Origin of the sequence: Pseudomonas sp. (genome assembly GCF_030698175.1) — a bacterium.
In the GTDB taxonomy this organism is placed as follows: Bacteria; Pseudomonadota; Gammaproteobacteria; order Pseudomonadales; family Pseudomonadaceae; genus Aquipseudomonas.
The window spans coordinates 120,207-134,777 of the sequence record NZ_JAUYNT010000010.1 but is presented as its reverse complement, the minus strand read 5'-3'; the positions used below and the strand labels follow the sequence as shown (position 1 = coordinate 134,777).

The following is a 14,571-nucleotide window of genomic DNA, read 5'->3' as shown; positions in this document are numbered from 1 at the left end:
CTAGGCGGCACACCGAATCCTCTGATCGAGATACACAAGTGATCGAAAATCTACGTAACATCGCCATCATTGCTCACGTTGACCACGGTAAGACCACCCTGGTAGACAAACTCCTGCGCCAGTCCGGCACTCTTGAGCGTAACGAGCTCAACGATGAGCGCGTGATGGACAGCAACGACCAGGAAAAAGAGCGCGGCATTACCATTCTGGCGAAGAACACCGCCATCAACTGGAACGGCTACCACATCAACATCGTTGACACCCCAGGCCACGCCGACTTCGGCGGTGAAGTTGAGCGTGTGATGTCGATGGTTGACTCGGTGCTGCTGCTGGTTGACGCCCAAGACGGCCCTATGCCGCAGACCCGTTTCGTGACCCAGAAGGCCTTCCAGGCTGGCCTGCGTCCGATCGTGGTGATCAACAAGGTTGACCGTCCGGGCGCACGTCCGGATTGGGTTCTGGATCAAATCTTCGATCTGTTCGACAACCTCGGCGCGACCGAAGAGCAGTTGGACTTCAAAGTCATTTACGCCTCGGCTCTGAACGGTATTGCCGGTCTGGATCACGCCGAGATGGCTGAAGACATGACCCCGCTGTATCAGGCCATTGTTGACCACGTTCCAGCGCCGCAAGTTGACCGTGATGGTCCGTTCCAGATGCAAATCTCGGCACTGGACTACAACAGTTTCCTCGGTGTTATCGGCGTTGGCCGGATCGCCCGTGGTCGCGTTAAGCCGAACACCCAGGTAGTGGCTATCGACGTTAACGGCAAGCGCCGCAACGGTCGTATCCTCAAACTGATGGGTCACCACGGTCTGCACCGCATCGACGTTGAAGAAGCTGCAGCCGGCGACATCGTCTGCATCAGCGGCTTTGATGAGCTGTTCATCTCCGACACCCTGTGCGACCCGCTGAACGTCGAAGCTATGAAGCCACTGTCGGTTGATGAGCCAACCGTGAGCATGACCTTCCAGGTGAATGACTCGCCGTTCTGCGGTAAAGAAGGCAAGTTCGTCACCAGCCGTAACATCCGTGAGCGTCTGGACAAAGAGCTGCTGTTCAACGTGGCTTTGCGCGTTGAAGAAGGCGACACCGCTGACAAGTTCAAGGTGTCTGGCCGTGGCGAGTTGCACTTGTCGGTACTGATCGAAACCATGCGTCGCGAAGGCTTCGAAATGGGTGTTGGTCGTCCGGAAGTGATCATTCGTATGGTTGATGGCGTTAAGCACGAACCGTTCGAAAACGTCACCATCGACCTGCCAGAAGCCTACCAAGGCGCACTGATGGAGCAGATGGGTCTGCGTAAAGGCGACCTGACCAACATGGTTCCGGATGGCAAGGGCCGTGTGCGCCTTGAGTACAACATCCCGGCCCGTGGCTTGATCGGTTTCCGTAACGAGTTCCTGACCATCACCTGCGGTGGCGGCATTCTGACCAGCATCTTCGACCGTTACGCTCCGATGAAGTCCGGCGACATGTCCGGCCGTCAGAACGGCGTACTGGTGTCGGTGGCTACCGGTAAGGCACTGACCTACTCGCTGGAAACCCTGCAGGCACGTGGCAAGCTGTTCCTCGGTCACGGTGAAGATGTCTATGAAGGTCAAATCGTCGGCATCAACAGCCGCGACAACGACCTGGGCATCAACCCAACCAAGGGCAAGAAGCTCGACAACATGCGTGCTTCCGGTAAGGACGAAACCATTGCTTTGGTTCCGCCAATCCGTTTCACCCTGGAGCAAGCTCTGGAGTTCGTGCAAGAAGACGAACTTTGCGAAGTGACGCCGAAGTCGATTCGTCTGCGTAAGAAAATTCTTGGCGAAAGCGAGCGTACTCGCGCCGGCAAGAAAAGCGCTAAGTAAGTAACCCGCTACAAGCGCTTAAAAAAAGCCCCCGCCATCCTCGATGGCGGGGGTTTTTTCGTTGTGGTGGCGCGTGGATTTGCCGCTGGCCGGGCGAATGACGACGTTTTCACATCCAAGCGGTTAATATGGCCGGCTTTATTGCCCGTTTTATTTGGGTTTCGCGCCCGTCTACCTGCTGTAGAGGGGCGCCCGGCTAGTGGTTGGAGACTGAGTAGATGCAAGTAGCAGCACAGGCCCAAGGCCGACAAGGTATGGATTGGGCGGGACTCGGTTGGTTGTTTCTGTTTTTTTGGTACTTCTCCGGCGTCACCCATTTATTGATCCAGCTGACCGGCACCAGTGGTTTTGAGAATTTCCGCCAAGCCTTGCTGATGAGCGCCATCTGGCTGATTCCGGTGTTGCTGTTCCCGGCCAAAGCGCGGGCGATTGCCGGCACTATCGGCGTGGTGTTGTGGCTGTGCTCGCTGATCGGCCTGGGTTACTTCTGCATCTATGGCCAGCAGTTCTCCCAGAGCGTGATTTTTATCATGTTCGAATCCAACATGGCCGAGAGCAGCGAGTACTTCGCTCAGTACTTTGCCTGGTGGATGGTGCCGGTGTACCTGGTTTACAGCCTCGGCGCCTGGCTGCTGTGGAAGCGCGTGCGGCCGCTGCGCTTTAGCCGCAAGCAAGCCCTGGTGTTGAGTTTGGCGCTGTTTGTTGGGGTGCTGGTTTATCCGTTGGCCAAGCAAATTCACAAGCGTCCGACCTTGGCGCAAGCGTTCGAGAAGTTCGAGGCGCGGGTTGAGCCGGCAGTGCCCTGGCAGCTGGTGGTGGGTTATCGCAAATACCTTGAGCAGCTCAACGACATGCAGTCGCTGCTGGCCGACAACGCCAAAATCCCCCCGCTGCAAAACATGCGTGATCAGCACGCGGGCCTGCCCAGCACTCTGGTGTTGGTCCTTGGCGAGTCGACCAACCGTCAGCGCATGAGCCTCTACGGCTACCCGCGGACCACCACGCCCAAGCTCGATAAGTTGCGTGAGCAGTTGGCGGTGTTCGATAACGTGGTCACGCCGCGGCCTTACACCATCGAGGCGTTGCAGCAGGTGCTGACCTTTGCCGATGAGCAAAATCCAGACGCCTACCTGACCACGCCGTCGATCATGAACATGATGAAACAGGCCGGTTACAAGACCTACTGGATCACCAATCAGCAGACCATGACCAAGCGCAACACCATGCTGACGACCTTCTCCAAGCAGGCCGATGAGCAGGTCTACCTGAATAACAACCTCAACCAGGATGCCCGCCAGTACGATGGCGATGTGTTGGCGCCTTTCACTAAGGTCTTGGCCGAGGCGGCGCCGCGCAAGCTGATCATCATTCACCTGCTTGGCACGCACATGAGCTACAAGTACCGCTATCCGGCGGAGTTTGATCAGTTTACTGATCGCCAGGGCGTGCCTGAGTGGGTCACCGATGACCAGCTGCCGACCTACAACAGCTACGACAATGCGGTGCTCTATAACGACTTTGTGGTGTCGAGCCTGATCGAGCAGTTTGCCGCGACTAAGCCCAATGGCTTCTTGTTGTATTTGTCCGACCATGGCGAGGCGGTGTTCGACTCGCCCGAGGGCAGCGTGCTGGGGCGCAACGAAGGCAAGCCGACGGCGCCGATGTACACCATTCCCTTTATGCTCTGGACTTCCGCGCAATGGCAGACCGCTAACCCAGGGAGCAGCCCGACCGATTATTCAGCGCAGCTCAGCCGGCCTTATAGCAGCGCCAATCTGATTCACACCTGGGCCGACTTGGCGGGCTTAAGCTTTGCCGAGCTGGACCGCAGCAAGAGCCTGGTGAGCGCCGACTTCAAAGTGCGGCCACTGCTGATTGGTGACCCCTATCAGCCGAAATCCTTGATCGACTTTAGTTTGATCAAACCTAAGGTCGCGGCTCCGGCCAAACCTGCGGAGCTGGCGCTGAAGTAAGCCTAGTGGTCAGCTAAAAGCAAAAAGCCCCGGCCAATAAATGGTTGGGGCTTTTTTTTGTGCTGCGGGGTTAAATCGACAATCGCTTAAAGCTTGGGCTTAAATGCGCAGAAACCGGGGCGTGGGCCGATTTTGGGGTGATTGCGGCAGGTTTCCGGGCGCAGCTCGTAGATGGTGCACAGGCGGCTTTTACGGTCCAGGTACAGGCAGTCGTTGTTGGCCATGCGCACCAGGGTGAAGATTTCCTGCTTCTGGTTGTAGCGTTCGACTATGCCTTCCTTTTGCAGGCGCTTGGCAATGTTCTTGCGCGGCTCGCTGCGCTCGAACTCTTGCACCAGGCCAATGCGTAGCAGGTCGTTGAAGCGCACTTCCACCGGCATGGTGCAGCAGCTGGAAACGCAGCTGCTGCACATGGTTCTTTCGTATTTGATCCAGGTATCCGTCCGATCCAGGTCGGCACCGACGATCAACAACTTACTCATGACGCTGTGCACCTGTGTTGGCGGCTCGGGATGTGAGCATTCTGGGCGCGCGATGATAACGATGTCTGCGACTTTGTGAATGACCATCTGGCCGGTTTGTTGGTTAATTAGGCAGAAAAGCTTATTTATGTGCCACGCGCAGACTGTGCATTCGTCTTTGTCAGCAAAAGCGCACGGGCCCTATACTCGCAAGCCGTTTTGCTAGGGGCAGTCGGGCTACCGAGCCGCTTAGCAGGGAAGCAGGTGTTTCTCTCAATCATTGATTTTGGAACTCAGCGCATGCAATGGATCTTCATGCTGGCAGGCTTGGTGCTTGGCGCCGCGTCCGACGAGTCGCTCAGCGGCGCGATATTTGGCGGGCTGATCGGCTTGGCCATCGGCCAGGCCATCAAGGTGCACGGACTCGAGTGGCAGAACAGCGTCTTGCGCAAGGAGCTGCAGGCCTTTGCCGAGCGCTTCGAGCAGGGCACCAGCGCCATTCATCAGCGCTTGCTCAAGGTCGAGGCGGGTCTCGGCTCGGCTGCTGCCCCAACAGCGCCGCAGCCAGCGCCGGCTGAGGTCAAGGTTGCCGCAGCGGCCAGCAGCGTCGCTGAAGTTGATGATGGTCTGGTCTGGGAGTTGCCTGAGCTGCAGCCGCAGGTCAATGCGACGGCGGATGACAGCGAGCTGGTCTGGGAGTTACCGCCGACGGTGTCGCGTCAGCCCGCGCCTGTAGTCGCGCCTGCAGCTGCCGCCCGCCCAGCGCCGCGGATAATTACACCCGCTGAGCCCAGCTGGTTTGAACGGGCTTTTGCGCTGGCCCGCAACTGGCTGTTTGGCGGCAATACCGTGCTGCGGGTCGGTGTGCTGTTGCTGTTTCTCGGCTTGGCCTTTTTGCTGCGCTACGCCACCGAAGGCATGGTGGTGCCGGTGCAGGTGCGTTACGCCGGCGTGGCGGCCACGGCGGTGGCACTGCTTGGGCTGGGCTGGTGGCTGCGCCTGCGCAACGCCAATTACGGCCTGATGCTGCAAGGCACCGGCATCGCGGTGCTGTACCTGACGGTGTTTGCGGCGATGCGTTTGCATCCGCTGTTGTCGTCGACTGAGGCGCTGAGTCTGCTGGTGGTGATCACCCTCTGTTCGGCGATTCTCGCGGTGGCGCAGGATGCCCTGGGCTTGGCGGCAGCGGCGGCGTTGGGCGGTTTTGCCGCACCGATTCTGACCTCCACCGGTGCCGGCAACCATGTGGCGTTGTTCAGCTATTTTGCCTTGCTGAATACCGGGATCTTCGCCATCGCCTGGTTCAAGGCCTGGCGCCTGCTCAACCTGATTGGTTTTCTCGGCACCTTCGGCATCGGCTTCGCCTGGGGCCTGCGCTCCTACAAGCCTGAGCTGTTGTGGAGTACCGAGCCGTTCTTGGTGTTGTTTTTCTTGATGTATGTCGGCATCGGCCTGCTGTTCGCCCGGCGCAAGTTGCGCGAGGCGGCGGCCGCGCCAGCCGAGCGTGACGAGCTGCTGCGCTGGTCGGCGCGTCAGGGCGATTATGTCGATGGAACAGTTCTGTTCGGCCCGCCGTTGATTGGTTTTGCTTTGCAGTACGCCGTCATTCAGCACCTGGAATTTGCTGCCGCCTTCAGCGCGCTGGCCCTGGGGTTGTTCTATATGGGGCTGGCACGGCTGTTGGCTGGGCGTACCGCCGATCGTGCCTTGCTGCTGGTGGAAACCTGTATCGCCTTGGGCGTGGTGTTCGGCACCCTGGCCATTCCGCTCGGCCTGAACGCTGGCTGGACCTCCGCCGCCTGGGCGGTGGAGGGTGCGGGTATCTACTGGCTGGGCCTGCATCAGCGGCGGCCCTTGGCGCGGATTTTCGCCTTGTTGCTACAAACGGCGGCGGTCTTGGCCTTCTTCACCGAGCTGAGTCATGGCCGGGAGAGTCTTTTAGCCGGTCCGCCGCTGGGCGCCTTGATGCTCGGCTCTCTGCTGTTCAGCTACTGGCAGTTGCGCCAGGCACCGGTGGGGACCACGGCTGCCTGGGAGCGCCGGCTCTTGCCGGTGCTGGCCTGCACGGGTCTATCGGCCCTCTACCTGATCGCGCCACTGTGCTTCGGCGCAGAAGCAACCGCCATCATCTGGTCGCTGGCCGGTCTGGCGACGCTGTTTGCTGGCTTGCGCCTGCAGGAACGCAGTTTCCTGTTCACCGCATTCGCCGTGCAGCTGCTGGGTGGTGCGGTGTTCCTGGCGCAATTGGAGGGTTCGGCGGGCTCCGGCGCAGGAGTGTTCAGCGCTGGCTGGCGCGGGCTGATGACGGCGTCCTTGATTGGCTTGGCGCTAATCGGCGGCATGCTGCTCGCGGCGCGCGATCAGCTGGTGCGCAGTGATGCCCGATTGCTGCGTGGGCTGTCACTGGTGCTGCTAGTGGGTCTGGTGTTTATCAATCTGGCGGTGTTGTTCGTGTTGCCCTGGCAGACGGCTAGCGCGGTCTGGGGCGGCAGCGGTTTGCTGATCATCTGGCTGAGCTTGCACCTGCAGCAGCGCGCCAGTTTTGTCTTCGGCTTGCTGTTGCAAGTGGTTGGCGGTGCGGCCTTTCTGCTGGCCAGCCCGTTGCTGCTCGGGCCGCTGCCCAGCGAAGGTTTGCGGCCGTTGGCGCATGCCGGCTTCTGGACGCCGCTGGTGCTGGGCGTGGCGGCGCTGGTTGGCGCTTGGCGCTTGCACCAGGTGGTGCGCCGCGAAGCCGCCGGGGACTTGGGCCGTTTGAGCCTGGAGCGCTTGTCGCAATTGCTGCTGGTCTGGGGCACGGGTTGGTGGACGTTGGCCTGGGTCAGCGAAGTGCTGCGCTTCGCGCCGGCGGCGCTGCAAACCAGCTTGCTGCTGTTGGCAGCGGCCGTCACTGTTGGTCTGTCGGCGCTCTGGGCGCTGCGCTGCGATTGGCGTGCGCTGGCGCGCCTGTCGACCTTGCTGATCCCCGTGGCCGGGCTGCTGCTGGCCCTGGCCTGGACCGGCGAGTGGCATCCGGCGGCAAACTTTGGCTGGCTCGCCTGGCTGCTGCTGTTTGCCGTGCATTTTGGCGTGCTGCGCAAATTGCCGGGGTTGCTGCCCAAGAACGCCCTGAGCGCCATGCATGTGCTCGGCTGCTGGCTGTTGATTGGCCTGTTGGCGCTGGAGTTGCGTTATTTGCTGGCGTTGCTGGCCGAGCACTACAACGCCTGGCGCTGGTTGGGTTGGGCGCTGCTGCCGAGCGCCTATCTCATACTCATGGCGCAGCCGTCGGCGACTCTGGATCGACTGCCTTGGCCGCTGCGCGCCTACCCGCGTGAGTACCGGCTATGGGCGGCGGCACCGCTGGCAGTGTTGATGCTCGGCTGGTTCTGGCTGGCGAATATCGCCAGTGATGGCGCCGCCGAACCGCTGCCCTATTTGCCGCTGATTAATCCCTTGGAGATGGGCCTGCTGTTCGCCTTGTTCGGCACCTGTCAGTGGTTGCGCAGCGGCTTGCCGCAGTTCGGTTGGACTGGCCAGCGCGCCGATTGGTTGGCGCAGCTAATCGCTGGGACCTCGCTATTTGCTTTGTTTACCGCGGCGGTGTTTCGCGCGGCCCATCACTGGGGCGCGGTGCCTTATGAGCTGCCGGTGCTGCTCGACTCGATGCTGGTGCAAGCCGGGCTGTCGATTGTCTGGACCTTGATTGCACTGCCGTTGATGATCGTCGGTCATCTGCGTGGCCGGCGCGAACTGTGGCTAATCGGCGCGGGGTTGATTGCGCTGGTGGTGGCCAAACTGTTCTTTATCGAACTGGGCAATCAGGGCGGCCTGGCCCGCATCGTTTCCTTTATCGGGGTCGGCGTATTGCTGCTGATCGTTGGCTATTTTGCTCCGTTACCGCCACGGCGGGCGGAGCCCGAATTAGAGCAGGTCAAATTATGAATAAGCAGGGTTTGGCGGCACGCTTGAGCGTCGCATTGGGCCTGGCAGTCAGTCTGCTGGCGCCCGTTACGCTGGCGCAGGATCTGCCGGAGGATTTTCGCACCCAGGCGCCGCTGACCCTCAGTGGCGAGGGACCCTGGTATCGGCTGGAGTTGCCCATGGCGCTGCACCTTGCCGCGCAGTTTGCCGACTTGCGCGATGCCCGAGTGTTTAACGCCGAAGGCCAACCGCAGGCCTATGCGCTGACTCTGGGGCGTGCCTCGCAGCGGGAAAACATCCAGCAAACCGCAGTCAAATGGTTCCCTTTGCGCGGGCCTAAAGACGCCCCGCTCGATGCGTCGGGCATTCGTGTGCAACGCAGCAGCACCGGCACCTTGGTCGAGGTGACGGCACCCGCCGGTGCCGCGCCGGCCGAGGAACAACTGCGCGGCTGGCTGCTGGACGCCAGCGCGATAGACGCGCCACTGGAAAAACTACAGCTCAATTGGAGCGGCGATGCCGAGGGCTTTCAGCGCTTCTCCATCGAGGCCAGCGATGATCTGCAGCATTGGCAAAGCTGGGGCGAGGGGCAGATCGCCCGCTTGTCGTTTGCCGATGAGCAACTGGAGCAACGCAGCATCAGCTTGCCTGGCGAGCGTGCGCGTTATTTGCGCCTGCTCTGGTTGGCGCCGCAGCAGGCACCGGCGCTGACGGCGGCGGAGTTGTTCAGCAGTGCCAGCGACACGCTGCCGGCCCCCATGGCGTGGTCGGCGGCCATGGCGCCGAGCAGCGTTAAGGCGGGCGAATATACCTGGGACTTGCCTCTGGCGTTGCCGCTGGAGCGGATCAAAATCGGTCTGCCGCAGGCCAATACTCTGGCGCCGGTGCAGCTCTATGGTCGGCGCGATGGCAAGGTGCAGTGGCAATTGCTCAGCCGCAGCCTGCTGTATCGGTTGCCGCAGGCGGGCAAGGAGTCGCTGCAGGAACAAATCGAGTTGTACGGTGCGCCGGTGCAGCAACTCAAGTTGGTGGTCGATCAGCGCGGCGGTGGTTTGGGCACCGAGGCGCCGCAGCTGCAAGTCGGCCTGCGCGCCACCGAGTTGGTGTTTCTCGCTCGCGGTACGCCGCCCTATACCTTGGCGCTTGGTAATACCGGCGCCAAGGCGGTCAATTTGCCGCTGAGCACTTTGATTCCGGGCTATGAGCCGGCGCGTCTGAGTACGCTGGGTGTGGCGACAGTTGCCGTAGCCGTCTCGACGCCGCTAGAGGCGCTTGCCGGGCCGGTTGCTGCTAGCGGCCCCGACTGGAAACGTCTGGGGTTGTGGGCGGTGTTGCTGCTGGGGGTTGGCCTCTTGGTGCTGATGGCGCTGAGTCTGCTACGGGCGGCACCGGCCAAGCCTTGAATTATGCTCAAACGGTAACGGCAGCGCTTTACGCTGCTTAGTTAAGTTAAGTGTTTTGCGGTCAGGATGGCCTGTGTCTAGATCAATCTCTAATCAGCCGGTAGCGCTAGGACGGCGGCCAAAGACGGCGCAGGTGTGCTGTCGATGACTGTCTTTAGCGCAGACTGGAGCCTGTCGGCGCCGGTGTTGCTGACCTTGCTGGTGTGGCTGGGTGTGCTCTGGTTGTCGCGCTGGGTTTTGCGCCAGCGCTATTTTCCCGGTCGTAGCAGCTTTTTCGTCATGCATCTGGGCATTCTCTGGTGGCTGTTAGTGGCCGGGCTGGAGATGGCGACGCAGGACGCCAGTGGCAAGATGTTTTGGGCCCAGATGGCCTGGCCGGGGATTATTGGCGTGCCGACTTTCTGGGCCATCTTTCTCTGGCAGTACGTCAACAGTGAGCGGCAGCCCTTGCCGCGACGTTATGTTTTGGGCCTGGCGGTGATGACGCTGCTGAGCTGGTTACTGGCGCTGAGCAACCCTTGGCATGGTTTGTTTTACGCGGCCGGCAGTGCGCCAATCTCCGCTGCGGTTGGTGCGCCGATACGCTATGTGCACGGCCCGTTGTTTTTTGCCGCCGCCGCGTATGTCTACCTGTTTATGGCGTTCTGCCTGGTGGTGGTACTGCGCGCGGCGCTGCACAGCCAAGGCCTTTATCGACGGCACTATCTGGCCTTTGTGGTGGTGACTGCGGTGCCTTGGGCGGCCAATTTAAGCTATGTCGGTTTTGGTTGGATGTTGTTTGGCTTTGACCCGACGCCCTTTAGTTTTGCCTTTACCTTGCTGGCGTTCGGCTGGCTGATTGTCGGCGTGCGGCTGTTTGATCTATTGCCGGTGGCGCGGCATCTATTGCTCGAGGCCTTGCTTGATCCAGTGTTGGTGATTGATCAGCAGCAGCGCGTGCTCGAAGCCAATCCGGCGGCGTTGCAACTGGCCGGTTTGAGTGCTGACTGGCAGGGCCGCGAGCTGCAAGATTGGCCGGTGTTTGGCGGCGCCTTGCGCGACTTGTGGTTGCTGCCCAGTGCTCTGGGTGCGGCGCAGTTGCTGACGTTGAGCAACCCGCCGCGTTATCTCGAAGTGCGCCGGCGCAGCATTGAACGAGTGCGTCGTAGCGGCAATATGTTACTCGGCGAGATGCTCTACTTGCGCGATGTCAGCGAGTCGCACCTCAGCGCGTTGAAGCTGGTCGAGGCCTTGAGCTTGAGTGAGGAGCGGCTGCAGACCATCTCGGCGCTGCATGAGCAATTGCGTGAGCAGGCGCTGCGTGATCCTTTGACCGGCCTGTATAACCGCCGTTATCTGGGTGAGTTTTTCCACTATGAGCAGGCCCGTGCGCAACGGGAAAAGCAGAGTTTGGCTTTGGCCATGCTCGACCTCGATCACTTCAAGGAGCTGAATGATAGGTGCGGCCATTTGGTCGGGGATGACGTGCTCAAGGCGTTGGCTGCGCAGTTGTCGAGCCATCTGCGCAGCTCCGATGCGCTGTTTCGCATTGGTGGTGAGGAGTTTGTACTGATCATGCCAGGTGCGGATGGCGCCGTGGCGCTCAGTCGCCTGCAGTCGATTTGCCGCGAACTGGCCAGCACCCCGCTGGCCACCCGCAACGACCCAGAACTGCTCACGGTGTCTATCGGTCTGGCCTTGTGGCCGAGCCAGGGGCAGAGTCTCGACGAGCTCTTGCAGGTCGCCGATACCGCGCTCTATCAAGCCAAGCGTGGTGGGCGTAATCGGGTTGAGCCGAGTATTTTGGTCGGCTGAATAGTGAGCAAATCAGCCGGTCAATAAATCCTATGAATGCTGTCTGTCAGTTGCTGTGAATAACAGTTTTGCTTGCAGTCAAAGTTTTAAAAGCGCGTTACAGTCCCGGCAGTAAGTCACAAATACAATAATAAGGACTGCTTATGAAACGTCTGCTCACTCCGTTGGCGGCCGCCTGTCTGTTGGCGGCTGTAGCTCCTTCCTTGGTCGCCGCGCCCTACAGCGGGCTTTATGTGTTCGGCGATAGTCTCAGCGATGCCGGGCAGTTTCCGGATCCAGGCGGTCCAGACGGCGCCACACGACGTTTTACCAACAGAGTGGGTCCCACCTACCTGAGTGGCAATGGCGAAGTTTTTGCCCTCAATGCCACGCAGATACTTAGCCTCAAACTTGGACTCGGCTCGCTAACGGCCTCAACCTCGCCGGTCAATGCCGCGCTCGGGCTGCCGGATGGCAACAACTGGGCAGTGGGCGGTAATACCACCTCACAGGTATTGGACTCGATCACCGGCAGCGGTGAAGGTTCGGTGGTCGAACTGGTTGATGGCACCAACCTACGCCAGCGGGACGCCTTTCTGGTGGATTTGGCCAGCCGTGGCCAGGCGCTCGATGCGAATGCCCTGTATTACGTCAACGGTGGCGGTAACGACTTTCTCGATTTTTTGGTACTGAATGTTCCCGCCGCCACCGCCTCGGCGGGTCGCCTGATGGACAGCGTCAACGCGCTGCAGCAGGCGGGGGCGCGCTACATCATGGTGCCACTGTTGGGTGATCTCAGTCAGACACCCTTCGCCTTGGGTGCGGGCCTGTCGGATTTTATCGCGCCACTGACGAGCGCCTTCAACACCGAACTGGTTCGCCAGCTGGCTAATGTTAACGCTGAAATCATTCCGCTGAACGTGCCGCTGTTGGTGCGCGAGGTGCTGGCCAGTCCGGCTTCTTATGGCCTGGCTTCCGGCCAGGATCTGTCACTCACCTGCTTCAGCGGTTGTGCCAACGTCAACCCGGTGTATGGCATTAGCGGCACCACGCCAGACCCGAGCAAGTTGCTCTTCAACGACTCGGTGCACCCGACCATTGCCGGTCAGCAAGCCTTCGCAGACTATGCGGCATCCTTGCTGGCGGCACCTTGGGAAATCACCCTGCTGCCAGAAATGGCCTATGACACTCTGCGCGCGCATGAGGGGCAATTGCGCAACCAATGGCAAGCGGATGCCGATGCTTGGCAGTCTGAGGGGCAATGGCGCAGCTTCGTGGCGGGCGCCGGGCAACAGTTGGATATCGATAAGCAAGAAGCTGGCGCCCGCGCCGACGGTAACGGCTACAGTCTGAGCCTGGGCGGCAGCTACCGGCTTGACGACGCCTGGCGAGTGGGTCTGGCGCTGGGCTTGTATGAGCAAAAGTTGCAGGCCGACGAAGAAAGCTCCAACTATCAAGTGCAGAGCACCTTGGCCAGCGCCTTTGCGCAATACCAGCAAAATCGCTGGTGGGCCGATCTGGCGTTAACCGGCGGTTACCTCGATTACAACGACCTCAAGCGCAAGTTCGATATTGGTCAGGCCACTCGGGGTGAGAAGGGCGACACTACCGGTGAGTTGTGGTCGCTGAGTGGCCGCCTTGGCTATGACATTGCGCAACCTGGCAGCCAGTGGCATCTGAGTCCCTTTATGAGTGCCGAATATGCTCGGGTTGAAGTCGATGGCTATAGCGAGAATGGCAGCACCTCGACTGCGCTCAACTATGCCGATCAGGTGCGTAAGTCTCGGCAGTTGGGCGCCGGCGTGCAGGGACGTTTTCAGCTAAGCCCGCAGACCCTGTTGTTTGCCGAGGTGGTGCGCAATCGCGAGTATGCCGATGACAGCAGTGACGTGCGCATCGAGCTCAACAGCTTGCCGGGTATCGACTTCACGCTGCAGGGCTACACGCCGGATGACAGCCTGGTTCAGGCCAGCTTGGGTGTGAGCCAGAAATTGACCGCAGACCTCTCACTGCGTGCGGCCTACAGTTATAGCCATGCCTCCAGTGTTGATCAGCAGGGCGTTGGTCTGTCCTTGTCGCTGGAGCTGTAACGCCGGTCAGCGGCAGTGGGAGGCACTGCCGGTCGTTAAAGGGTAAACTGCGTGCAATTTATCCAACCTCGGTGCCTCCCATGTCCCGCATTACCTTGAGCCGCTATCTGATTGAACAGACCCGCAGCAACAATACACCGGCGGATTTACGTTTTCTTATCGAAGTAGTGGCACGCGCCTGTAAGGAAATCAGCTACGAGGTTTCCAAGGGTGCGCTTGGCGGCGTACTGGGCAGCATGGAGACTGAGAACATTCAGGGCGAAGTGCAGAAAAAGCTCGATGTACTGTCCAACGACATTCTGCTGGAAGCCAACGAGTGGGGCGGTCACCTGGCCGGCATGGCCTCCGAGGAAATGGACAACGCTTACCAGATCCCCGGCAAGTACCCCAAAGGTGCCTATCTGCTGGTGTTTGATCCGCTGGATGGCTCATCCAATATCGATGTAAACGTCTCAGTCGGCACCATCTTCTCGGTGCTGCGTTGCCCGGACCGTAACGGTGACGAGGGCGACCTGGGCGAAGAGGCATTCTTGCAGCCAGGCACCGAACAAGTGGCTGCCGGCTACGCGATTTACGGCCCGCAAACCATGCTGATGTTGACCTTGGGTAATGGCGTCAAAGGCTTCACCCTGGATCGTGAGTTGGGCAGTTTCGTCATGACCCACGACAATATCCAGGTGCCGGAGCAAACCAAAGAGTTCGCCGTCAATATGTCCAATCAGCGCCACTGGGAGGCGCCGGTGACCCGCTATGTCGACGAGTTGCTGGCCGGTAAAAGTGGCCCGCTGGAGAAGGATTACAACATGCGTTGGGTGGCGGCGATGGTGGCTGATGTGCACCGGATTCTGACCCGTGGCGGCATGTTTATGTACCCGCGCGATTCCCGTGAGCCAGAGAAACCAGGCAAGCTGCGCCTGATGTACGAAGCCAATCCGATGTCGTTTATCATCGAACAGGCGGGCGGCGCCGCGACCAATGGTTACCAGCGTATTCTCGATATTCAACCGACTTCGTTGCACCAGCGGGTGGCGGTGTTCCTCGGCTCGAAGGAAGAAGTCGAGCGCGTTACCGCTTATCACCAAGGGTAAAACGGCTGTCATGTGCCCGTCGGC

The 14,571-nt window shown here is 60.2% G+C and carries 8 protein-coding genes; 7 read left to right on the top strand and 1 reads right to left on the bottom strand.

Annotated features, from left to right (window positions below; translation table 11 throughout):
• The first annotated feature begins 38 nt into the window (after positions 1-38).
• Both typA and cptA read left to right on the top strand, forming a co-directional pair.
• Entirely contained in the window at positions 39-1,859 is a 1,821-nt protein-coding gene (gene typA, locus Q8R10_RS04995) for a translational GTPase TypA (RefSeq protein ID WP_305651591.1), read from the top strand.
• A gap of 218 nt (positions 1,860-2,077) precedes the next feature.
• Positions 2,078-3,832, top strand: coding sequence for a phosphoethanolamine transferase CptA (gene cptA, locus Q8R10_RS04990; RefSeq protein ID WP_305651589.1), 1,755 nt, complete (start codon positions 2,078-2,080; stop codon positions 3,830-3,832).
• An 86-nt stretch (positions 3,833-3,918) separates the two neighbouring features.
• Here the strand turns inward: cptA and Q8R10_RS04985 are convergent, their stop codons facing one another.
• Positions 3,919-4,314 (bottom strand): YkgJ family cysteine cluster protein, encoded by a 396-nt coding sequence (locus Q8R10_RS04985; RefSeq protein ID WP_305651587.1) that lies wholly within the window; start codon positions 4,312-4,314, stop codon positions 3,919-3,921.
• A 279-nt stretch (positions 4,315-4,593) separates the two neighbouring features.
• Here Q8R10_RS04985 and Q8R10_RS04980 point away from each other — a divergent pair, with 279 nt between their 5' ends.
• The 5 genes from Q8R10_RS04980 (at position 4,594) to Q8R10_RS04960 (ending at position 14,547) form a co-directional block, all read left to right on the top strand.
• Complete coding sequence (locus tag Q8R10_RS04980; protein WP_305651585.1) at positions 4,594-8,214, top strand: DUF2339 domain-containing protein; 3,621 nt, start codon at positions 4,594-4,596, stop codon at positions 8,212-8,214.
• Complete coding sequence (locus tag Q8R10_RS04975; RefSeq protein ID WP_305651583.1) at positions 8,211-9,596, top strand: DUF3999 domain-containing protein; 1,386 nt, start codon at positions 8,211-8,213, stop codon at positions 9,594-9,596. The genes Q8R10_RS04980 and Q8R10_RS04975 overlap by 4 nt, the downstream gene beginning before the upstream one ends.
• 144 nt (positions 9,597-9,740) lie before the next feature.
• Positions 9,741-11,390: a histidine kinase N-terminal 7TM domain-containing protein gene (locus tag Q8R10_RS04970; protein ID WP_305651581.1), complete on the top strand. Its 1,650-nt coding sequence runs from the start codon at positions 9,741-9,743 to the stop codon at positions 11,388-11,390.
• A 143-nt stretch (positions 11,391-11,533) separates the two neighbouring features.
• A complete protein-coding gene (locus tag Q8R10_RS04965; RefSeq protein ID WP_305651579.1) occupies positions 11,534-13,459 on the top strand; it encodes an autotransporter domain-containing SGNH/GDSL hydrolase family protein in 1,926 nt (641 codons plus the stop codon).
• Positions 13,460-13,539: 80 nt separating this feature from the next.
• Complete coding sequence (locus Q8R10_RS04960) at positions 13,540-14,547, top strand: class 1 fructose-bisphosphatase (RefSeq protein WP_305651577.1); 1,008 nt, start codon at positions 13,540-13,542, stop codon at positions 14,545-14,547.
• Positions 14,548-14,571 lie beyond the last annotated feature (24 nt).

Excerpts from the sequence above, each read along its gene's own strand:
- Q8R10_RS04965 (WP_305651579.1), top strand. The coding sequence starts at position 11,534 with ATGAAACGTCTGCTCACTCCGTTGGCGGCCGCCTGTCTGTTGGCGGCT.
- Q8R10_RS04970 (WP_305651581.1), top strand. The coding sequence starts at position 9,741 with ATGACTGTCTTTAGCGCAGACTGGAGCCTGTCGGCGCCGGTGTTGCTG.
- Q8R10_RS04985 (WP_305651587.1), bottom strand. The coding sequence starts at position 4,314 with ATGAGTAAGTTGTTGATCGTCGGTGCCGACCTGGATCGGACGGATACC.
- Q8R10_RS04975 (WP_305651583.1), top strand. The coding sequence starts at position 8,211 with ATGAATAAGCAGGGTTTGGCGGCACGCTTGAGCGTCGCATTGGGCCTG.
- Q8R10_RS04980 (WP_305651585.1), top strand. The coding sequence starts at position 4,594 with ATGCAATGGATCTTCATGCTGGCAGGCTTGGTGCTTGGCGCCGCGTCC.
- cptA (WP_305651589.1), top strand. The coding sequence starts at position 2,078 with ATGCAAGTAGCAGCACAGGCCCAAGGCCGACAAGGTATGGATTGGGCG.
- Q8R10_RS04960 (WP_305651577.1), top strand. The coding sequence starts at position 13,540 with ATGTCCCGCATTACCTTGAGCCGCTATCTGATTGAACAGACCCGCAGC.